The organism is Paraburkholderia sp. (genome assembly GCF_024281035.1).
Taxonomy (GTDB): domain Bacteria; phylum Pseudomonadota; class Gammaproteobacteria; order Burkholderiales; family Burkholderiaceae; genus Paraburkholderia.
The window spans coordinates 1-18,943 of the sequence record NZ_JAMXLH010000049.1; the positions used below are offsets into that span (position 1 = coordinate 1).

The 18,943-nt window shown below is 65.4% G+C and carries 17 protein-coding genes and 2 pseudogenes; 9 read left to right on the plus strand and 10 right to left on the minus strand.

Annotated elements, in window-relative coordinates:
- Window positions 1-164: 164 nt before the first annotated feature.
- The 4 genes from hutC to Q0L30_RS15675 all read left to right on the plus strand — a co-directional run bounded on the left by hutC (window position 165) and on the right by Q0L30_RS15675 (window position 4,846).
- Window positions 165-860, plus strand: coding sequence for a histidine utilization repressor (gene hutC, locus Q0L30_RS15660; RefSeq protein WP_296658059.1), 696 nt, complete (start codon window positions 165-167; stop codon window positions 858-860).
- Window positions 861-1,142: 282 nt separating this feature from the next.
- Window positions 1,143-1,799, plus strand: coding sequence for a hypothetical protein (locus tag Q0L30_RS15665; protein WP_296658062.1), 657 nt, complete (start codon window positions 1,143-1,145; stop codon window positions 1,797-1,799).
- Between the two features lie 109 nt (window positions 1,800-1,908).
- Entirely contained in the window at window positions 1,909-2,904 is a 996-nt protein-coding gene (locus Q0L30_RS15670; RefSeq protein WP_296658064.1) for a helix-turn-helix transcriptional regulator, read from the plus strand.
- Window positions 2,891-4,846 carry a DUF3857 domain-containing transglutaminase family protein gene (locus Q0L30_RS15675; RefSeq protein WP_296658066.1) on the plus strand — a complete coding sequence of 652 codons (1,956 nt, stop codon included), beginning with the start codon at window positions 2,891-2,893 and terminating at the stop codon, window positions 4,844-4,846. Before Q0L30_RS15670 ends, Q0L30_RS15675 begins: the two co-directional genes overlap by 14 nt.
- A 17-nt stretch (window positions 4,847-4,863) precedes the next feature.
- Here the strand turns inward: Q0L30_RS15675 and Q0L30_RS15680 are convergent, their stop codons facing one another.
- From Q0L30_RS15680 to glgC, 4 genes are all read right to left on the minus strand, one after another.
- The gene (locus Q0L30_RS15680) at window positions 4,864-5,322 is read right to left on the minus strand and encodes a hypothetical protein (RefSeq protein WP_296658068.1); all 459 of its coding nucleotides are present in this window, start codon (window positions 5,320-5,322) and stop codon (window positions 4,864-4,866) included.
- Window positions 5,323-5,506: 184 nt separating this feature from the next.
- A complete protein-coding gene (gene pdxY, locus Q0L30_RS15685) occupies window positions 5,507-6,370 on the minus strand; it encodes a pyridoxal kinase PdxY (RefSeq protein WP_296658069.1) in 864 nt (287 codons plus the stop codon).
- A gap of 256 nt (window positions 6,371-6,626) precedes the next feature.
- A complete protein-coding gene (glgA, locus tag Q0L30_RS15690) occupies window positions 6,627-8,099 on the minus strand; it encodes a glycogen synthase GlgA (protein ID WP_296658072.1) in 1,473 nt (490 codons plus the stop codon).
- A gap of 180 nt (window positions 8,100-8,279) precedes the next feature.
- Window positions 8,280-9,551, minus strand: a complete 1,272-nt coding sequence (gene glgC, locus Q0L30_RS15695) for a glucose-1-phosphate adenylyltransferase (protein WP_296658073.1) — start codon at window positions 9,549-9,551, stop codon at window positions 8,280-8,282.
- A 399-nt stretch (window positions 9,552-9,950) separates the two neighbouring features.
- Between glgC and Q0L30_RS15700 the strand changes: the two genes are divergently transcribed.
- On the plus strand, window positions 9,951-10,979 hold the full coding sequence (locus Q0L30_RS15700) for an alpha/beta hydrolase (protein WP_296658075.1): 1,029 nt from the start codon (window positions 9,951-9,953) through the stop codon (window positions 10,977-10,979).
- A gap of 71 nt (window positions 10,980-11,050) precedes the next feature.
- On the opposite strand, the gene Q0L30_RS15705 is transcribed toward Q0L30_RS15700, so the two are convergent.
- The 3 genes from Q0L30_RS15705 to Q0L30_RS15715 all read right to left on the minus strand — a co-directional run bounded on the left by Q0L30_RS15705 (window position 11,051) and on the right by Q0L30_RS15715 (window position 13,286).
- Window positions 11,051-11,407: a hypothetical protein gene (locus tag Q0L30_RS15705; protein ID WP_296658077.1), complete on the minus strand. Its 357-nt coding sequence runs from the start codon at window positions 11,405-11,407 to the stop codon at window positions 11,051-11,053.
- Between the two features lie 268 nt (window positions 11,408-11,675).
- Entirely contained in the window at window positions 11,676-12,179 is a 504-nt protein-coding gene (locus Q0L30_RS15710) for a hypothetical protein (RefSeq protein WP_296658084.1), read from the minus strand.
- A 201-nt stretch (window positions 12,180-12,380) separates the two neighbouring features.
- Complete coding sequence (locus Q0L30_RS15715) at window positions 12,381-13,286, minus strand: LysR substrate-binding domain-containing protein (protein ID WP_296658085.1); 906 nt, start codon at window positions 13,284-13,286, stop codon at window positions 12,381-12,383.
- Between the two features lie 100 nt (window positions 13,287-13,386).
- Between Q0L30_RS15715 and Q0L30_RS15720 the strand changes: the two genes are divergently transcribed.
- The gene (locus Q0L30_RS15720) at window positions 13,387-14,406 is read left to right on the plus strand and encodes an aldo/keto reductase (protein WP_296658087.1); all 1,020 of its coding nucleotides are present in this window, start codon (window positions 13,387-13,389) and stop codon (window positions 14,404-14,406) included.
- 10 nt (window positions 14,407-14,416) lie between these two features.
- Entirely contained in the window at window positions 14,417-14,845 is a 429-nt protein-coding gene (locus Q0L30_RS15725; protein ID WP_296658088.1) for an SRPBCC family protein, read from the plus strand.
- Window positions 14,846-15,264: 419 nt separating this feature from the next.
- Here the strand turns inward: Q0L30_RS15725 and Q0L30_RS15730 are convergent, their stop codons facing one another.
- Window positions 15,265-16,185: a LysR family transcriptional regulator gene (locus tag Q0L30_RS15730; protein ID WP_296658090.1), complete on the minus strand. Its 921-nt coding sequence runs from the start codon at window positions 16,183-16,185 to the stop codon at window positions 15,265-15,267.
- Between the two features lie 103 nt (window positions 16,186-16,288).
- Here Q0L30_RS15730 and Q0L30_RS15735 point away from each other — a divergent pair, with 103 nt between their 5' ends.
- The gene (locus tag Q0L30_RS15735; protein ID WP_296658091.1) at window positions 16,289-17,293 is read left to right on the plus strand and encodes an aldo/keto reductase; all 1,005 of its coding nucleotides are present in this window, start codon (window positions 16,289-16,291) and stop codon (window positions 17,291-17,293) included.
- A 142-nt stretch (window positions 17,294-17,435) separates the two neighbouring features.
- On the opposite strand, the pseudogene Q0L30_RS15740 reads toward Q0L30_RS15735, so the two are convergent.
- Window positions 17,436-17,993: pseudogene (locus Q0L30_RS15740) on the minus strand (helix-turn-helix domain-containing protein); the annotation flags it as partial.
- Here Q0L30_RS15740 and Q0L30_RS15745 point away from each other — a divergent pair.
- Window positions 17,978-18,220: pseudogene (locus tag Q0L30_RS15745) on the plus strand (short-chain dehydrogenase/reductase); the annotation flags it as partial. The pseudogenes Q0L30_RS15740 and Q0L30_RS15745 sit on opposite strands and share 16 nt — an antisense overlap.
- Here Q0L30_RS15745 and Q0L30_RS15750 read toward each other — a convergent pair.
- A complete protein-coding gene (locus Q0L30_RS15750) occupies window positions 18,198-18,689 on the minus strand; it encodes a hypothetical protein (RefSeq protein ID WP_296658093.1) in 492 nt (163 codons plus the stop codon). The pseudogene Q0L30_RS15745 and the gene Q0L30_RS15750 sit on opposite strands and share 23 nt — an antisense overlap.
- Between the last annotated feature and the right edge of the window lie 254 nt (window positions 18,690-18,943).

Genomic DNA, 18,943 nt, shown 5'->3' on the forward strand with positions numbered 1-18,943 from the left:
TGATGGAGTCCGTGCGCAGCGAGGTGCCGCATTACGATCTCGACCGCTATTTCGCGCCGGATATCGCGGCGGTCACGCGGCTGGTGCAGGGCGGCGCGATTGCGGCGCACAGCCCGCTTGCGTTCGATTCCGAAGCTGCTGCATAACGGGCGCCTGGCCGCGCGATGACCGCCCCCGCTTACCAGGGCATCAAGGACTTCATCCTCACGCGCATCGATTCGGGCGAGTGGTGCGAGGGCGATCAGGTGCCGTCGGAGAACGAGTTGGCGCGCGAATTCAAGGTCGCCCGCATGACCGTGAACCGCGCGCTGCGCGAGTTGAGCGCCGAGCAGGTGCTCACGCGCGTGCAGGGCGCGGGCACCTTCGTCGCGCGGCCGAAATACGAATCGACGCTGGTGGCGATCCGCAGCATCTCCGACGAAATCGTTGCACGCGGCCACCGCTACCGCGCGGATGTGATCGAGGTCGGTGCGCTGCGCGCGAACGGGTGGCTTGCCGGTGAAATGCAGATCGGCGCGACCGACACCGTGTTCCACTCGCGCGTGCTGCACTTCGAGAACGACGAGCCTGTGCAGCTCGAAGAGCGCTGGGTCAATCCATCGGCCGCGCCCGGCTACGCGGAGCAGGATTTCGCGCACATTACGCCGAACCAGTATCTCGTGCGCGTTGCGCCGTTACAGCGCGTGGAGTACCGGATCGAGGCGCTCGCGCCGGAAGGCGACACGCGCGCGCACCTCGCGATGGGCGAGGCCGAGCCGTGCCTCGTCCTGCACCGGCGCACCTGGTCGCGCGGGATTGTCGCGTCGGTGGCCAATCTCTGGCACCCGGGCAGCCGGTATCGGTTCACCGGGCATTTCTAGCCTGTTCGAGCCGCGTCCGTCTGGCTCAAATACCTGCTTTTCCGGCCGCCATCCTGCCCCTCGGCCGCGCATCCGTTCCTCTTTTTCTCTTTCTCTTTCTCGCTCCCTGACTGGCGAGCGCGCCTCGTACGCACCTGGTAAGCACCTGTTACGTAGATTGCGCGCGATCGCACGAAACGACTAACCTTCAGTCACCGGCCCGGCGCACGCGAGCCCTGCCGTTTCCATGGTTTCCGGATGGGGCGCATGGCGCGTGCGCACGAACCAGGGAGGATCCGAGCAATGGACGATACCGGCGCAACGCTCATGCCCGTGTGGCGCGCGAATCTTGCGCTCCTGACCCGGCAAGTGGGCGCGGCCACACGGCTCGCGCGCATGATGACGTTCTCCGAAAGCTACATGAAGCTGCTTCTCTCGGGGCAGCGGGCCTTCAGCGGTGAATTCGTACGCGGCGTCGAAGCGGTGACGGGCTTGCCCGAGGGCTGGTTGGACGTGCCGCACAGCGCGGACGAGGTGCCGCCTGCGGCACGCGCGTCGATCGACAACGAGCGGCCCCGGGCACGCTTTCGCGGCACGGCGCACCCGGTGCGCAAACCGCCGGTGCTGCGCGCGGAGCCGATCTTCGGGCAGACGGCCCCGGCCAGGCGCGACGACGCTGCCGCAGGCACGGACTCGCACCGCCGCATGGCGGGCGTGCGCAAGATGCGCGATCTGGCCGTGCAGGACGTGCGCAAGCTCGAACGCTACCTGAGCGTGCCGCCCGTCGATCCCGGCGTCATGCGCGCACGCGTCGAGGACGTGATCGCGGCGGCCGAACCCGACGAACGCGTGTGCGCCGATCTCGCGGGCCGGCTCGAACAGATCGAGAAGCATCGTGAATTGCTGCTGCGTCACGTGACCAGGCTCCACGCGCTGCTCGCGCGCCTCGGAGAAGAGTGACTGCCGGGCGCTCAAGCGCGTGACTGGCGCGACTGACGTTTGTGCGCGCTACGCCGCGCGCGTCGATGTGCTACAACAAAAATCGTAGCCATCGTCTCGCGAGGTCGCCGTGCATGCTCTCGCTGCTCCACTGAAACGCGCGCTCGTTCAGCGCGAGCGCGACGGTACCGAGGGTACCAACAGGCCGCCCATTGGTGTCGCGCTTGCCACAGGTGCGCAATGGTCGGTCGAAGATGTCGTCTGTACGCTCGGGCCGCGCGACCGGCCCTTTGAAGAGCGCCATACGAGCGCGTGTCTCGCCATCGTCGCAGCGGGCGCGTTCGACTATCGCAGCAGCAGCAGCGGCGCTGCGCTGCTGACACCCGGCGCCTTGATGCTCGGCCGCACGGGCGAATGCTTCGAGTGCGGCCACCGCCACGCGGCGGGCGACCGCTGCATCTCCTTCCACTACGATCCCGACTGGCTTGACGAGCAGGCTGCCGCGGCGGGTCTCGCGCACGGTGCGCGTAGCTGGACGGCCCCGCGCGTGCCGCCGCTGCGCGCGCTCGCGCCCCTTGTTGCGCGTGCCTGTGCGAACGTGCAGGCCGAAGCGGCCGCCGCGCTTGAAGCGTGGGATGCGTGGGACGAACTTGCGCTGGGACTCGCGGTCGCGACGCTGCAGGTTGCCGCGAGCGGCAAGGATGCGCACGGCGCGGCCACGGTGGCACAGCCAGCATCGGCTCGCGCGCGCGTCGTGGCGGCGTTGCGCCTGATCGACGAGACGCCCGACGCTGATCACTCGCTCGCCAGCCTTGCCGCGGCGGCGGGTGTGAGCGAGTTCTACTTCCTGCGGACCTTCTCGGCGGTGGCGGGCGTGACGCCGCATCAGTATCTGCTGCGCGCGCGCTTGCGTGGCGCGGCACTGCGGCTTGCCAGCGAAGACACGAAGATCGTCGATATCGCGTTTGCGAGCGGCTTTAACGACGTGTCGAACTTCAATGCCGCGTTTCGCGCCGAGTTCGGTGCGAGTCCCCGCGCCTGGCGTGCAGAAGAACGCGCGCGGCGGCTCGCGGCAACCTCGTGGCCCGGCGCGGCGCATACGCGCGCGCAATATGGCCGGACGTAGATGCGCGTTTGCGGCGCGGCTTGCGTGCATGCTGGGCGCAGTGTTGGGTACGGTACTGGCCGCGAGCGTCGCACAGGCGCAGGGCGCGGGGGATCAAGCGCAGGATCAGGCGAATTCGGCAGACGCCGCACCGGCCACGATTGTGCGCGACGTGCATCTGTTCGTCGTGCAGGAAGACGGCTCCATCGCCGAACACGACGACAACGTGATGCGCGCCAACACGCGAGCGGGCGTCGATGAGGTGGCGCAGCGCTACGTCTGGTTCAATAAGGATGTCGAAGCGATCACGTCACTATCGGCGCAGACCATCGACCCCGAGGGCACGGTTCATCCGGTCGGCGCACAGGGGATCCGCGACGTGCAGGAACCGCGCTCGGCGGGCGCGCCGACCTTCCAGGACGGCGTGCTGCGCACGGTCGTCTACCCGGGCGTGCGGCCAGGCTCGCAGGTGCGTCTCACGTTCGGCAAGCGCCGCGCGAAACCGCTGCAGGCAGGCGCGTTTTCGTATTTCGTCGAACCGTCGGGCGAGCCCGTCGAATTTCAGCGGCTCATCTTCGATCTTCCCGCCGATCTGCCGCTGCACGTCGATGCGCGCGGCTACGTTGCGCTCGCACCGGTCACTGTGAACGGACGCACGCGCTACACCTTCGATTACAGCCATGGTCCGTATGCGCTGCTCGAACCGGGCGCGGTGGCCTACGCGAACTGGGGCGACCGCCTGATGGTGACGACGGTGCCGAGCTTCGCAGCTTTCGCCGCGCTCTACCGCGAGGCGGCCGCCGATCCGAGTGCGACCGATCCTTCGATTGCCGCGCTGGCACAGGCGCTCACGGCCGGTGCGCGCGACCCGCGCGAAGCGGCGGCCCGCATCTACGACTGGATGCGCCTGAACATCCGCTATGTGGCGCTGTTCCTCGGCGAAACCCAGGCGGTGCCGCATCGCGCCGTCGATGTCCTGCGCAACCGCTACGGCGACTGCAAGGACCATGTGGCGCTCTTCACCGCGCTGCTCGCGGCGGCGGGCATCCGTGCCGAGGCGGCGCTGGTGCACCTCGGCCCCGTCTATACGCTGCCCGACGTGCCCGGCTACGGTGCGGACGCAATCAATCACGTGATCGCGTGGCTGCCCGATCTCGGTGTGTTCGCGGACACGTCGTCGGGCAGCGTCGCCTTCGGCTATCTACCGGCGAGTGTGATGGATCGACCGGCGCTGCTCGTCGACGACGGCGTGCTGGTCCGCACGCCCGCGACACAGCCGCATGCGCGCAGCGCGTGGCTCGCCATCGATGTGGGACGCGAGGGCGAATCGGTGTACCGCTATCACGTGGAGGACGACGGCGCGGGCGCGGAGCCCGAGCGCAACACGTTTCGCCGCGCGACGCCCAAGGAGGCGCAGCAGGTTGCGATGCTGCGTCTGCGGCTCACCGGCCTCACGGGCGAGGCGCAGATCGCGACGAGCGCACCCGACGCGACGTCCGGCCCGTTCTCGACGACGACCGAGGGGACGCTCGATCATTTCGTCTGGCCCGAGGGCACTACTGCGCTACCGGCGCTATCGAGCCTGGCGGGCGGCATCGCCACGCGGATCGACGCGTGGCTCGCGCAGCCGCACCGCACGCAGCCGTGGGCCTGCGTGAGCGGCGATTACGACGAGTCCGCGCAAATGCAGTTGCCTGCGAACGTGCGGGTGACCGACGTGCCGCACGATGTGAGCGTTCAGGGCGGGGACGAAGAGGAGGGTAAGGCAGGCGGCGCGCTCGCGTACGCGGCGCATTACCTGTTCGATCCGCTCTCGCGCACGGTGCAGATCGTGCGCCACCTGAAGGCGCACTTCGGCCATCAGATGTGTTCGGCGGCGGAATTCGCGCAGATGCGCGACGCGCTCGTGCGCATCCAGCGCGATACACACGCGCAGATCGTCGTGCGCGCGCAGGGCGGGTGACCGGCTGGCTCGACTGATTAGCCCGCCTGCATCTCCAGCACGGCTTCGCGAAGCTGCACGAGCGGCGCCTTCGTGTCTTCGTTGGCCCAGTCTTCGAGATCGTCGAGCGCGCGGTTGCAGCCGTCGAGCACCACGTCGAGATCGACCGGCACGCCGTTGGCGAGTGCGAAGCGCAGCGTCTCGGCAAAACGCTCGCAGTCGTCGTCGCCGTACGCGATGTCGAGGTTGTCCGCGATCGTCTGCGCAATCGCGCTGCGCGCACGGTCGCGCTCGTCGACGAAGTCGATGACGCCGCGCGCCACTTCAGGCGCGTGATACAGCGCGATATCGAGCCATTGCGCGGCGTCGAAGTCGTGCTCGTGGCTTTGCGTCTCGAAGTATTCGATCGCTTCCTGTTCGTGGGTTTCGCCTGCGTCGACGGCAAGGCAAAGCTGCTCGAAATACTCTTCCTGTTCGCTGCGGATCGGGTCGGACATCGGTCAATCTCTTCAATCTTCAATCAAGGTGCGCACCGTGCGCGGCCCGCATTATAGGCCGCGCGCTGCCACGCCATGCAACGCGTCGTCACACGATCCCGCGTGCAGGTCACACGTGCATGTCACACGCGCAGGTCACACGCGCAGGTCACACGCGCAGGTCACGCGCGCAGGTCACGCGACTTCACGCCGCATCGGCGGCCCACGCGTCGAACCACTCGCGCGGCCGTGCGATCTGGTCCTGCGCGGCGACGATCTCCAGCTCGTAGCGGCCCGCGTCCCACGTCGCCTTGACCACGGCGTTCACGGCCGCGACCGTATGCTCGAACGCCGGGCGCAGCGCGTCGCCGAGCATGAGCCGGGCCACGAACACGGCGCTCGTCACATCGCCGACGCCAACCGGCTGGCGCGCGAACGGATAGAACGGACGCTGCGCGAGCCACGCTTCGCGCTCGGTCACGACGAGCATGTTGAAACGGTTGGCGGGACTATTGCGGTCGAGGAGCTGCTTCACGAGGATCACTTTCGGGCCGCGCCGCAGCAGTTCGCGGCATGCGGCCACGGCTTCCTCGGCGGTCTCGATCTCGCGGCCCACGAGGCGCTGCAGTTCGCTGTGGTTCGGCATCAATGCGTCGGCGACTTCGGGCATGTGCGAGACGAGAAATTCCTCGATGCCGGGCTGTACCTTGCAGCCGGTCGCCGTGCCCATCACCGGGTCGCAGAAGTACTGCGCATGGGGGTTGGCCGCTTTCACCGCGCGCACGATGTCGATCACGGCCTGCGCCTGGTCGGGCGCGCCGAGGTAGCCCGAGAGCACGGCGTCGCAACGCGGCAGCACGCCGATTGCGCCGATGCCGTCGACGAGGCTGGCCAACTGGTCCGCGTCGATCGCGCTGCCGGTCCAGTGGCCGTATTGCGTGTGATTGGAGAACTGCACGGTGTTGAGCGGCCAGACGTTGACGCCGAGTCGCCGCATCGGGAACACGGCGGCGCTGTTGCCCGCGTGGCCGAATACGACGTGGGACTGGATGCTCAGGACATTGTTCATGGTGGATCCGTTGGATTCGGGCCCGCTGGTAGCGCTATTTCACCAACATGGCAGCGCTATTTCAGCAACATGGCAGCGAGTTTGCAGCGCTATTGCGGCGGCGAGCAACGACGGCAGCAAGCGGGTCGTGCGCATCGCACGCAGAGTGCATTGCAGCAACGATAACCGAATTGGGCACAAGCAGTCGACCGGCTTGTGTGGACGCTGTTGCGCCGAAGCGGTCAAAGAGGTGATGTGCGGGCGATGTGCGCGTGCGTCAGACGAGCTCGCGATAGAGCGCCATGTAGCGCTGCGCCGACACGGCCCAGCCGAAATCCTTGCGCATCGCGCGCTCGCGCGTATCGCGCCAGTCGCGGCTGCGCGCGTAGAGCGCGAAGGCGCGGCGAATGGCGGCTGTGAGCGCGTCGGGTTCGAAGCGCTCGAAGACGAAGCCGGTGGCGAGCGCGTCGGCGAGATTTTCGAGGGATGCGTCTACGACGGTGTCCGCGAGGCCGCCCACGCGATGCACGAGCGGCAGCGCGCCGTACGCGAGCGCGTACATCTGCGTGAGCCCGCAGGGCTCGAAGCGCGAGGGCACGGCGATCACGTCGGCGCCCGCGACGATCGCGTGAGCGAGCGCCTCGTCGAAACCGAGTTCGACCGCAACCGATTCGGGATGCTGGCGCGCCGCGCGCGCGAAGCCCTGTTCGAGGCTCGCGTCGCCGGTGCCGAGCACGACGCACTGGCCGCCGCGCGAGACGATCTCGGGCAGCGCGGCGAGCAGCAGGTCGAGGCCTTTTTGTTCCGTGAGGCGGCTCACCACGCCGAACAAGGGTGCATCGTGCTTCTGCGCGAGCTTCAGGCGCGCCTGAAGCTCGGTTTTGCAGCGCAGCTTGCCGCTCATGTGATCGGCGCTATAGCGCGCGGCGATCGTTTCGTCGGTGGCCGGGTTCCACACGCCGTAGTCGACGCCGTTGAGAATCCCGATGAGATCGTGCGTGCGTCCCCGCAGCAGCGCTTCGAGTCCGCCGCCCTGGGCGACGGTCTGGATTTCGTGCGCGTAGGTCGGGCTCACGGTCGTGATCTTGTCGGCGAAGTAAAGACCGGCTTTCAGAAACGAAAGCTGGCCGTAAAACTCGACGCCGTGCATGTCGAAAAAATCGGCGGGCAGGCCGAGGGTGCCGAACTGCTGCGCGGGGAAGATGCCCTGGTAGGCGAGGTTGTGGATCGTGAAGACCGAGCGCGCGTGCGCGTGTCCGGGCGGCAGACCGTGCTCGCGCGCCGCCGCGCGCAGGTAGGCGGGCGCGAGGCCCGCGTGCCAGTCGTGCGCCTGCACGATCTGCGGCGCCCACGCGGAATCGATGTGCTGCGCGAGCTGCGCCGCCGTCCAGCCGAGCAGCGCGAAGCGCTGGGCGTTGTCGCCATAGGGTACGTGCGCGGCGTCGAGATAGGGGTTGCCCGGGCGCGCGTAAAGGCCGTCCGCGCGAATCATGTAGACCGGTAGATCGCTGCCCGGCACGCGGCCGAGTTCGAGCGATGCCTCGCGCGCGCCGAAGCTTCGTTCGAGCCGCGCGATGGGGCGCAGATCGGCAAGACCGTCGGCGATGCCCGCGAAGCCGGGCAGTAGCAGGCGGGCGTCCGCACCCTGTTCGATCAGCGCGGCGGGCAGGGCGGCGGTAACGTCGGCCAGTCCGCCGGTCTTCAGAAGCGGATAGAGTTCGCTGGCTACGTGCAGGACGCGGATAGTCATCGGGCGGGTGTCCTCTCGGTGCTCTGCTACGCCATTCGGGGCGGTTTCAGGTTCACTGCGGGCTCAACGCGGACTCACTGCGGGCTCGTTGCTGCACGGCGGGTGCAAGGGCTCGCATGGTGCGTTCAACGTTCGCACGGCGTGCTCAGGGCTCGCACGGCGCGCAGGCACGCCTCGCCGCTATGTTCCACCCTGTGCGCGTGTGAGCGCGTCCTGCGTGACCAGCACGACGCCGCTTTCGGTGCGATAGAACCGTTCCGCATCGCGCACCGGGTCTTCGCCGATCACGGTGCCGTCCGGGATCGTGCAGCCGCGGTCGACGACGACCTTGCGCAGCCGGCTGCTCGCGCCCACCGTGACCTGCGGTAACAAGACTGCCTCGGCAATGTTGCAAAACGACTTCACGACGACATTCGACGAGAGCACCGAGCGCGAAATCTGCGATCCCGAGATCACACAGCCGCCGCAGACGATGAGGTTCGTGCCCGAGCCTTGCAGGCCGTTCAGGTCGCGGACGAATTTCGCGGGCGGCAACTGCTCCTGGTAGGTCCAGATCGGCCAGGTGCGGTCGTAGAGATCGAGGGCCGGGATCGTCGAGGCGAGGTCGAGATTCGCGGACCAGTAGGCGTCGATGGTGCCGACGTCGCGCCAGTACGGCTCGGCGCTCGGGTCCGAGCTGACGCACGATAGGCTGAACGGATGCGCGATCGCATGGCCTTCGGTGACGACGCGCGGAATGATGTCCTTGCCGAAGTCGTGATCGGTTGCCGACATCGCGATGTTCTCTTCGAGCAGCTTGATGAGGTAGTCCGTGTTGAACACGTAGATGCCCATGCTCGCGAGCGCCGAGTCGGGGCGGCCGGGCATGGCGGGCGGGTCGTCGGGCTTTTCGACGAAGCCCGTCACGCGGCGCGACTCGTCGACGGCCATGACGCCGAATGCGCGCGCTTCGAGCCGCGGCACCTCGATGCAGCCCACGGTGCAGTCCGCGCCGCTTGCGGCGTGGTCGCCGACCATGCGCGTGTAATCCATCTTGTAGACGTGATCGCCTGCCAGCACGACCACATACTTCGGGGCGATGGAGCGGATGATGTCGAGATTCTGGTAGACGGCGTCTGCGGTGCCGCGATACCAGTGCGCGCCTTCGACGCGCTGCTGTGCGGGCCACAGGTCGAGGAACTCGTTGAATTCGCCGCGCAGGAAACCCCAGCCGCGTTGCAGATGGCGCAACAGCGAATGCGCCTTGTACTGCGTGACGACGGCGATGCGGCGGATGCCCGAATTCAGGCAGTTCGACAGCGCGAAGTCGATGATGCGGAACTTGCCGCCGAAGTAGACGGCGGGTTTGACGCGCTTGTCGGTGAGCGGGCCGAGCCGCGTGCCGCGCCCGCCCGCGAGCACGATCGCGAGCGTCGTGCGTTGCAGATCGTTGAGGCTTGCCGGAGCTTCCATGGATGTCTCCTGTCTCCTTGTTGTGCCCCCGGATTGACCGGCGCGTTTGACTGCGTTTTGTGTGCGTTTTGTCTGCGCGCCGCCGATGCTCGCTATTGTTTTTTCCTGGCCTGTATAGATTGTTCTAGCACCGAATGGCGCGTCATGCGAATTGGCGGTACGCATTGAAATCGCGTACTGCGGTGGTGTGTCGCGACGGCCTCTTGCGGGGACGTATCGGCCCGCGGCGAAGCGCTTGCCGCATGTTCAGGCCAGAGCGGTTCTGTGCGTCTGGGCGCAGGCGCTGCGCCGCGCCGCTAGAATCGCTGGCGGTGCGTGCTGCGTACTTCGCCGCACCCGATAGGCGCATTTGGCGACCAACCCGGCGACGAACCGGACGAACAACACGCTTCCCCGCTCATGACCTTGATCCGCAAACTTTCCGCCCTCGCTGCCGTGTGCTGCGCCGCTGCGTTCAGTCACGCCGCCGTGGCCGACGATGGCCCCGCCTACGGTCCCGAACTCGAAGGCTTCAGCTATCCGCACACGGTTCACGACTTTACGTTCACGTCGCAGGGGCAGTCGCTGCGCATGGCGTACATGGATGTCCAGCCGACGAAGCCCAACGGCCGCACGGTCGTCCTGCTGCACGGCAAGAACTTCTGCGCCGCGACCTGGGAGCAGACGATCGGCGAACTGGCATCGGCGGGCTACCGCGTGATCGCGCCGGACCAGATCGGCTTTTGCAAGTCGAGCAAGCCCGCCGCTTATCAGTTCAGCTTCCAGCAACTCGCGCGCAACACACACGCGCTGCTTGCGTCGCTCGGCGTCGGGCGGGCGACGATGATCGGCCATTCGACGGGCGGCATGCTTGCCGTTCGCTATGCGCTGATGTATCCGAAGGACACGGAGCAACTCGTGCTCGTGGACCCGATCGGCCTCGAAGACTGGAAGGCATTGGGCGTGCCGTCGCTATCCGTCGACGACTGGTATGCGCGTGAGCTGAAAACGAGCGCGGACGGCATTCGCCGCTACGAGCAGGCCACGTATTACGCGGGGCAGTGGCGGCCTTCATACGAGCCGTGGGTGCAGATGCTGGCGGGGATGTATCGCGGGCCCGGCAAGAAACAGGTGGCGTGGGATTCGGCGCTGCTCTACGACATGATCTACACGCAGCCCGTTGTTTATGAGTTCGGCCAGTTGCAGATGCCGACGCTGCTGCTGATCGGCGACAAGGACACGACAGCGATCGGCAAGGATGCCGCGCCGCCCGAAGTGCGCGCGAAGCTCGGCCACTACCCGGAACTCGCGAAAGCCGCGCAGCGGGCGATTCCGCACGCGACGCTCATCGAGTTTCCCGAGCTGGGTCATGCACCGCAGATTCAGGATCCGCAGGCGTTTCATAAGGCGCTGCTGGCCTGGCTGGCGGCGGCGCCGGAAAACTACTGAGCGATCAAGCGGCTTTCTGTCCGGTCACGTATTCCAGTGTTACTGGCGGCCAGGCAAAACCGACGGTTCGCTCAATGCGTCCGTTGAAAAACCCATTCGCCGCCGCCCTCGCGACAGAAACGCGGGTGCAATGTCATCGACTGGCCCCGGGATTGCAGAACGACGCTGGTTTCGCGACAGGTACGGGATCCGTCATGAGTGGTGCGGTCCGGCGTGACCGTCGCGTCGACCCGAATGCCGCCACTCACCCCCTGGGACGACCACTGCGTCGATTCTCCGTCCGCCTTCTGGTCCAGCGATTCGCGCAGCACCTTCATGAGCGCGGCGTTGTCCTGTTGCGACATCGCCGCGACCGGCGTGTCGCGCAAAAAGCCGAGATTTGCCGCATGCGCCGTGCACACGCTAGTGGAAAGCAGCACGGCGGCCATCAGATGAAGCGTGGTTCGGGTTCGCATCGTCTGCATCGCGCATTCTCCGTCGAAGGGTGTCGGATCGATGCCAAGCGTAGCACGGGCCCCGGTAAACCTTGTGCCAAACGGATGGTTTCCGGCGCGGCAGGACGGACTCGAATCACCGCTCCTCGGCCTGGAAGCGGTGTATTGGCACCGGAAGCGCCAATCCCAGTGATAGTCAGTCTCGACGCATTAGCGTCACGCGAGCGACCACGAAGTCGGGAAAGGCAACGCCCCCCGTATCTCAGTGGACGTTTCGCAGCGGACGAAAGCCCGGATCGTCGAAATAGCGACCGTATTCGTTGAGAGCCAGGACGGCCTGGCGCAGCCCTTGTTCCGGCGAGTGCGCCGCGACTTTACCGGCCATTACGTCACTGGCCGCGATGAGATCGGCGAGCACGCCGTGCAGCATCGCATCGGCCTTGGGTTCGAGTGTGCAGTTGGCCACGATGGTGCTGATTTCAGCCTCGATGCTCCCGGACACCTTGCCATAGCTCGCAGCGTCGAGCCCCCCTCCGTGCGCTGCCGCGAGCTGTGACGCCAGGGAATCCCGAATACGGGCCATGCCGTTGCGCAGGGTCTCGTCGGTCGCCCACTTGCGCCCGTGGTTCAACGCCAGCTTGTGCGCGGTCGCGACCTCCCCGTCGTGCTCTGAATGAAGCGATGCCGCGCTTGCCCATCCAGACGTCGTTGCTGCAATCGCTGCCGCGGCCAGGACGGTCAAAATCCTCGTTGTGAGTGCTTTCATTGCGAATTACCTTACATCTGTAAGAAAGCGAGTATGTCATGTCCGGCCATGGCGAAGCGCCGGGCACTCGCCAGGTATCGCAATTTCTTGACCTCCGTCAGCAAAACAGGGCGAGCGCATGACCCGCACTTTGCCCCATCCAGGGGGCGACTCCGGTTCGACACGGCGCTTGAATGTCCGGTGCCGTTATGAACTGTCCGCTCATGTCCGCAACGTGCCGCTGGAGTGCAGCAGTGTTATGCGGAAGCGTTCGACAAGCGGTCTCAGGTTGACCCTGTGCCATGCGGCCCAAAGCGCCGTGCGGTAGCTGAACCACGACAGCTCACGCAGCACAACACCGGCCGGCGCCTGATGGCGCAGGCTTTGCTGGATCATGGTGAGCCCGAGGCCGGCGGCGACGAGCCCGAGCGCAGCCAGCGGCTCGGTCGCTTCCATCGCGATATCGGGCGTGAAGCCCGCCTTCGCGCATGCTGCAATGAAGTTGTCGTGCCGCAGCGCGCCTTCCGTGTGCATCACGCCAATCCACTTCTGCGCCGCCAGGTCTTCAGGGGTGACGCGTTTTGCGTCGGCGAGCGGATGGCCCTCCGGAATCGCGAGCAGCATGGGGTCGTCAAGCACCTGTGCGGCTTCGAGATCCGGGTCGTCGGACGGTGGCGGATCGCAGACGAGTGCAATGTCGAGGCTGCGCTGGCGCAGGCCCGTGAGCTGTTCGGTCGACTGGTAGTTGTAGAGCGCGATGTGCACATCGGGCTTGTCCTCGCGGAGTTGCCGCAGCGCGTTGGGCAGGACGCCGGAGTGCATCGCGTTCTCCAGATAGCCGATACACAGACCGCCTTCGTCGCCGCGCCCCAGCCGCCGCGCGAGCGCTTCGAGGCGCTTCGCGTGGGTGAGAAACGCCTGCGTTTCGGCGAGAAATGTCCGTCCATCGGTCGTCAGACGAATGCGCTGCTGCGAGCGCTCGAACAGTGTCAAGCCGAGGTGTTCCTCGAGCTGGGCGATCTGGCGGCTGAGCGGCGACTGCGAAATATGCAACCGTTCTGCAGCCCGGCCGACGTGCTCTTCTTCGGCGACGGCCACGAAATAATGCAACTGGCGGATGTCCAGCATATAAGACCTCATGGGACTCAAGTCTGTCTAATTATGTCTTGGACGGACTTGGTCTGGCAACCTAGACTCTCGCTACCGACTCAACACAAGGAGCAGATCGATGAGTATCAAGGATAAGTTGCCGGCAGGTACGCGGCTCGGTTTTGGCACAGCCCCGCTCGGCAACATGTTCCGGAACATTCCGGAAGACGAAGCACTGGCGACCGTCAAGGCTGCCTGGGATCAGGGCGTCCGTTATTTCGACACGGCCCCCCTGTACGGCGCGGGCCTGTCCGAAATCCGCCTCGGGAAAGCACTTGCCGGCTATCGGCGCGACGAATACGTGCTGAGCACGAAAGTCGGCCGTGTGATTCTCGATGAAATCGAGGATGCAAGCGCGCGCGATCTGGGCGAGAAAGGCGGCGTGTTCGAATTTGGCCTTCCTAACAAGATCGTCAACGACTATTCGGCCGACGCCACGTTGCGCTCGGTCGAAGACAGCCTGAAGCGCCTGAATACCGACCGCCTGGATATCGTCTGGGTGCATGACGTCGCGCAGGACTTCTACGGCGACGAATGGCTCGCGGTCTTCGAATCGGCGCGTACGGGTGCTTTCCGTGCGCTGACGCGACTGCGTGACGAAGGCGTCATCAAGGCCTGGGGACTTGGCGTGAACCGCGTCGAACCGTGCGAACTGCTGCTCGACCTCTCCGAGTCGAAGCCGGACGGCTTCCTGCTCGCCGGCCGTTACTCGCTGCTCGATCACGAGCGTGCGTTGCAGCGCCTGATACCGGCTGCCGCCGCGCAGAACGTCGAGATCGTCGCCGGCGGTCCGTACAGTTCCGGCGTGCTGGCGGGCGGCGCGAACTTCGAATATCAGAAGGCGTCGCCGGAGATTCTCGCGAAGGTCGAACGCATCAGGGCCGTCGCCGCTCGCCACAAGGTGAGCGTCAAGGCTGCGGCGCTGCAGTTCGTGCTGGCCAACCCGGTCGTCGCGGCGGCGATTCCGGGCGCAAGCAAGCCGGCCCGCATCGCGGAAGACCACGCGGCCGTCAAGGAAGTCATTCCCGCGGACTTCTGGCGCGAGTTGCGCGAGCAAGGTCTCGTGGCGGCGAACGCGCCGCTGCCGGCCAACGCCTGAGGAGAGAGAAATGGCTCAGGCCAGTGCATCCATCGAGATTCCCGTTTCGCCCGATATCGTGTGGCAACTGATCGGCGGCTTCAACTCGCTGCCGGACTGGCTTCCATACATCCCGTCCAGCGAATCGAGCGAGGGCGGCCGCGTGCGACGCCTCGCCAACCCGAATGGCGAAACGATCGTCGAGCGTCTGGAAGCATTCGATAACCGCGCGCGCAGCTATACCTATTCGATTCTCGAAGCGCCTTTTCCGGTCACGGGGTACTGCTCGACGTTGCACGTGAAGGAGGTAGGAGGTGGCCGCGCATCGCAGGTCGACTGGTCCGGCGAGTTCACGCCCGACGGTGTCGACGATGAAGAAGCGTCGCGCCTCTTTGAAGGGATCTACCGCGACGGACTGCAGGCGCTGGCGACCTTGCTCGCCGGAAAGGCCCGGGCCTGAACCCGGACGTCCGGAACCGGCTGGCCCTGGATCGGGGCCGGTCGGGTGCTTGCCGGGCGAGAGCCGTGCGGCCGTTTTGCGAATGACCGGTCAATGACTGAGGCCTGTCATTCTTTTGACGTTGCCGTAAAGGGCGGACGTGGTCGTTTTATGCCTCTGGCGCAGACCCATCTGTCGCGGCCGCGCACGAGGCCAGGTACAGGGCGGGGTGTGGCGATGAGCCGCCGGTCGACGTCGCCATCCAATTTGAATAGCCAGGGTTTCGTCCGCCCCGCTCAATGGCCCGTTTCCGGCGAGCAAATTGCCGGTGGCACTGCCTCAACCCGGCCATCAAGAGTCGCGCCGACCCCGGCACATCGCCGTCCGAGTGACTGCTACGCTGAGGTCAACGGTCTGAATTCTTTAAGGTCGATCCAAAGCTAGCGCGATATGCCTTTCTTCTTGCCACTGTCCTCAGCGCGAATGAAATCAACCAGGGCGCGCAGCGGACCGGGCATATGCGCGCGGCTCGGGTAATACAGCGACGGTCCCGGAAAGCTCTGCCACCACGGTTTCAGCACCGGCACCAGCACACCCTTTTCGATTGCATCGCTCAAGAATTCCTCGAAGGTGTAGGTCAGACCGAGTCCCGCCACCGCGGCGCTCAGGCTCAGTTCGATCGACGTTGTCACCAGCGGCCCGCGTGGCGCAATCCGCACGATTTTTCCCCCGCGCGTGAACTCCCACGCCGCCAGCCTGCCGCTCTCGAAGCGGTGCGCGATACACGCGTGATCGACCAATTCCCGCGGATGCTTCGGCTCGCCATGCGCTTCGAGATACGCGGGCCCGGCAGCGGCGACGAAGCGTTGCACGCGCGGCCCGATCGGCATCACGATCATGTCGCGCTCGATGCTTTCGTCGTAGCGGATACCGGCATCGAACCCGGCCGCAAACACATCGATAAAGTGATCGGTCGCGCTGATTTCGAGCGTGATACCGGGATGCGCGGCCAGGAAGCGCGGCACGATCGACGGCAAAATCTCGCGTGCGGCGATGCGCGGCACGTTCAACCGCAGCGTGCCCGTGGGACTGTCGCGAAAGCCGTTGACGGCATCAAGCGCGCCCGCGATCTCCGCGAACGCGGGGCCGAGCCGCTCGATCAGCCCTTGTCCCGCTTCGGTCGGCGTGACGCTGCGTGTTGTGCGGTTCAGCAGCCGCACGCCAAGCCGCGCCTCCAGTCGACGGATGGCATCGCTCAGCGAAGAGGCTGATACGCCGCGCAACAGCGCCGCCTGCCTGAAGCCGCGCGCGCGAGCGACGGCCAGAAACGCGTGGAGATCGGATAGATCGGGTTCGCTCATTGTTTGCCTCGTCGAACAGCCCATTCGGATTAAGGTGGATTGTCGCACGCGCCATTCGCTCGCATGATTCGTCTCAACGCCCCTCTTTTGAAGGAGAACGAACATGGAACAACGTCGATTAGGCAAGATCGGTCCGCAGACCGCCGCGATCGGACTGGGCTGCATGGGCATGTCCGGTATGTACGGACCATCGAACCGCGCCGAGAGCATCGCGACGATTCACGCGGCGCTGGAGACGGGCATTACGCTGCTCGATACCGGCGATTTCTACGGCATGGGCCACAACGAATTGCTGATCGCCGAGGCCTTGCGGAGCGCACCGCCGTCGCGCCGCGATTCGGCCATCCTCAGCGTGAAATTCGGCGCGCTGCGCGATCCGGCAGGTCAGTTTGTCGGTTTCGACGGACGGCCGAATGCGGTGAAGAGTGCGCTCGCGTACACCTTGCAACGACTGGGCGTCGATCACGTCGACATCTACCGGCCTGCGCGGCTCGATGCAAATGTGCCGATCGAAGACACAGTGGGCGCGATCGCCGACCTCGTCAAGGCAGGATACGTGCGCCACGTCGGGCTGTCGGAAGTGGGCGCATCGACGATCCGCCGCGCTGCTGCGGTGCATCCGGTGTGCGATGTGCAGATCGAGTACTCACTGATTTCGCGAGGTATCGAGGAGGCGATTCTGCCAGCGTGCCGCGAGCTTGGCATCGCGATTACCGCTTATGGCGTGCTGTCGCGTGGCTTGATTAGCGGCCACTGGAAAAAGGACGCTGCGCAACCGGGCGATTTTCGCGCGATGAGTCCCCGCTTTCAAGCGGGCAATGTCGAGCAGAACCTTGCGCTCGTCGATGCGATCGCGAAGATCGCGCAACAGAAGGGCGTGAGCGTTGCGCAGATCGCAATTGCGTGGGTGCTCGCGCAGGGCGACGACATCATTCCGGTGATCGGGGCGCGGCGGCGCGATCGGCTGACGGAATCGCTCGGGGCCCTGCACGTTGCGTTGAGTGCTGAAGACCGTGCGGCGATCGAGGCGGCGGTGCCGAAGGGCGCAGCGGCGGGAGATCGATATGCCACCGCGATGATGGCGCATTTGGATAGTGAGAAGGACTAAAGCGCGTTGGGCCGTGTTCTGCCTTAGGCACGCGGCCCTTTGCTTCCTTGCCGGCCTCAGGCTGCAGTCGATCGCAGCCTGGATTTAAAGCATCATGCAGTTCTTGTGTCCGGGACAATCATCAAATCGAACCGCACCAAGCTCAGTGAGACGAGACATAAGCCGCATCGGCTAATCCTGCAGGAATCGCGAAGCTCTCGCGCATGCGCTTCGCTTCCGCGGCCGGCGTCAAGCCAAACAGCCGCTTGAATTCCCTGCTGAACTGGGACGGGCTCGTGTAACCCACGGCGTGTCCTGCTGCCGCCGCGGTCAGGTCCTTGCGCACCATTAACAGGCGAGCCTGATGCAGACGCGTCGACTTCACGTACTGCATCGGCGACACCTGCGTAACGGCCCTGAAATGGCTGTGGAAACTCTGAACGCTCATGCCGGCTTCGTCGGCCAGCTGCTTTACGTCGAGGGGCTGTGCATGGCGTGTATGAATCAAGCGGAGTGATCGACCGATTCGGCCGAACTGCCCCCGCATCGTCAGAGCCTCGCGCATCGAGCCTCCCTGGGCCCCGGTGAGGACCCGGAAATAGAGTTCGCGCAGCAGCCCGGTACCCAATACGGCCGCTTCGAGCGGCCGATGCATGGCTTCGAGGAAGCGCAGCACGGACGCTTGCATCGCATCGTCCATCGGCGTCGATTGCAGACTACGACGATATCTTTAATCCCATCCGCGCAGCCCGCGAGGCAAAAAGCGGCAAGCAATTGGGAGATCCAAGGAAAGCGGCGCGCGCAATGCTGGCGGTCATTGCTGCGGATCAACCGCCTGCGCACCTCGTGCTCGGCAGCGATGCAGTCGGGCTCGTGCGAGACAAATTGTCGGCGTTGAGCGTTGAGATCGGTGCGTGGGAGGCGACTAGCGTGTCGACGGACGGCTGACCTGCCAGCATTGCGCGGCAAATCCCACGACGAAAAGTCCGAACCAGACCAGCAATGTGTGCAATACCACTGGAGCTAGAGGGGCACCGGCCAAGGGGTGCGAGAGCGGCAGCCGGGTCAGCGTTTCGTTGGTGCCAGGAACCAGAGATAAAAGAAAACTGAACGAGAGCCCAAATACCGACAGATACGGTTGAAGTCCTCCCAGGAAGGTCAGTCTGGTCGCGAACACGCCGCTGAAGGCTACAAGCAGTACCGCGATGCCAAACGCATGACCGGCGTTCAGGCCACCGGTACTTGACACGCCGAAGGACGTGATGACCGACAGCACCAAACCTATGAGATAGACCTTGCCGGAACGCGACGTCTCGTCGATCTTACGATAGCGGACAAAGCTGTAGATGCCTGCAACGATGGAAACCAGGCTGATAACGGTATGGACAGCGCCTGTAGGCGAGATGGGGTGAGTCATGGGCTACCTCTTCAAGAAAGACATAAGAGACGCGGGTGCCGCGGCGGATCACGTGGCACCTGCTCGGCTGCTGATTTACATCGGGGACGCGTCGTATTCCTGCCACCTGCTCAGGTACTTGTTCATGCTGCTTGCCCAGGGGCATCGGCATGGATAGAAGGATCGCCGAGGTGCTGCTGCACTGGTATCGGTCAAACGACCGACCCGGGCCGAATACGCTATAGTCGGGCGCAATGAACTCTGACAGTGTGTTG

Excerpts from the sequence above, each read along its gene's own strand:
- hutC (WP_296658059.1), top strand. The coding sequence starts at position 165 with ATGACCGCCCCCGCTTACCAGGGCATCAAGGACTTCATCCTCACGCGC.
- Q0L30_RS15665 (WP_296658062.1), top strand. The coding sequence starts at position 1,143 with ATGGACGATACCGGCGCAACGCTCATGCCCGTGTGGCGCGCGAATCTT.
- Q0L30_RS15675 (WP_296658066.1), top strand. The coding sequence starts at position 2,891 with ATGGCCGGACGTAGATGCGCGTTTGCGGCGCGGCTTGCGTGCATGCTG.
- Q0L30_RS15680 (WP_296658068.1), bottom strand. The coding sequence starts at position 5,322 with ATGTCCGACCCGATCCGCAGCGAACAGGAAGAGTATTTCGAGCAGCTT.
- pdxY (WP_296658069.1), bottom strand. The coding sequence starts at position 6,370 with ATGAACAATGTCCTGAGCATCCAGTCCCACGTCGTATTCGGCCACGCG.
- glgA (WP_296658072.1), bottom strand. The coding sequence starts at position 8,099 with ATGACTATCCGCGTCCTGCACGTAGCCAGCGAACTCTATCCGCTTCTG.
- glgC (WP_296658073.1), bottom strand. The coding sequence starts at position 9,551 with ATGGAAGCTCCGGCAAGCCTCAACGATCTGCAACGCACGACGCTCGCG.
- Q0L30_RS15700 (WP_296658075.1), top strand. The coding sequence starts at position 9,951 with ATGACCTTGATCCGCAAACTTTCCGCCCTCGCTGCCGTGTGCTGCGCC.
- Q0L30_RS15705 (WP_296658077.1), bottom strand. The coding sequence starts at position 11,407 with ATGGCCGCCGTGCTGCTTTCCACTAGCGTGTGCACGGCGCATGCGGCA.
- Q0L30_RS15710 (WP_296658084.1), bottom strand. The coding sequence starts at position 12,179 with ATGAAAGCACTCACAACGAGGATTTTGACCGTCCTGGCCGCGGCAGCG.
- Q0L30_RS15715 (WP_296658085.1), bottom strand. The coding sequence starts at position 13,286 with ATGCTGGACATCCGCCAGTTGCATTATTTCGTGGCCGTCGCCGAAGAA.
- Q0L30_RS15720 (WP_296658087.1), top strand. The coding sequence starts at position 13,387 with ATGAGTATCAAGGATAAGTTGCCGGCAGGTACGCGGCTCGGTTTTGGC.
- Q0L30_RS15725 (WP_296658088.1), top strand. The coding sequence starts at position 14,417 with ATGGCTCAGGCCAGTGCATCCATCGAGATTCCCGTTTCGCCCGATATC.
- Q0L30_RS15730 (WP_296658090.1), bottom strand. The coding sequence starts at position 16,185 with ATGAGCGAACCCGATCTATCCGATCTCCACGCGTTTCTGGCCGTCGCT.
- Q0L30_RS15735 (WP_296658091.1), top strand. The coding sequence starts at position 16,289 with ATGGAACAACGTCGATTAGGCAAGATCGGTCCGCAGACCGCCGCGATC.
- Q0L30_RS15750 (WP_296658093.1), bottom strand. The coding sequence starts at position 18,689 with ATGACTCACCCCATCTCGCCTACAGGCGCTGTCCATACCGTTATCAGC.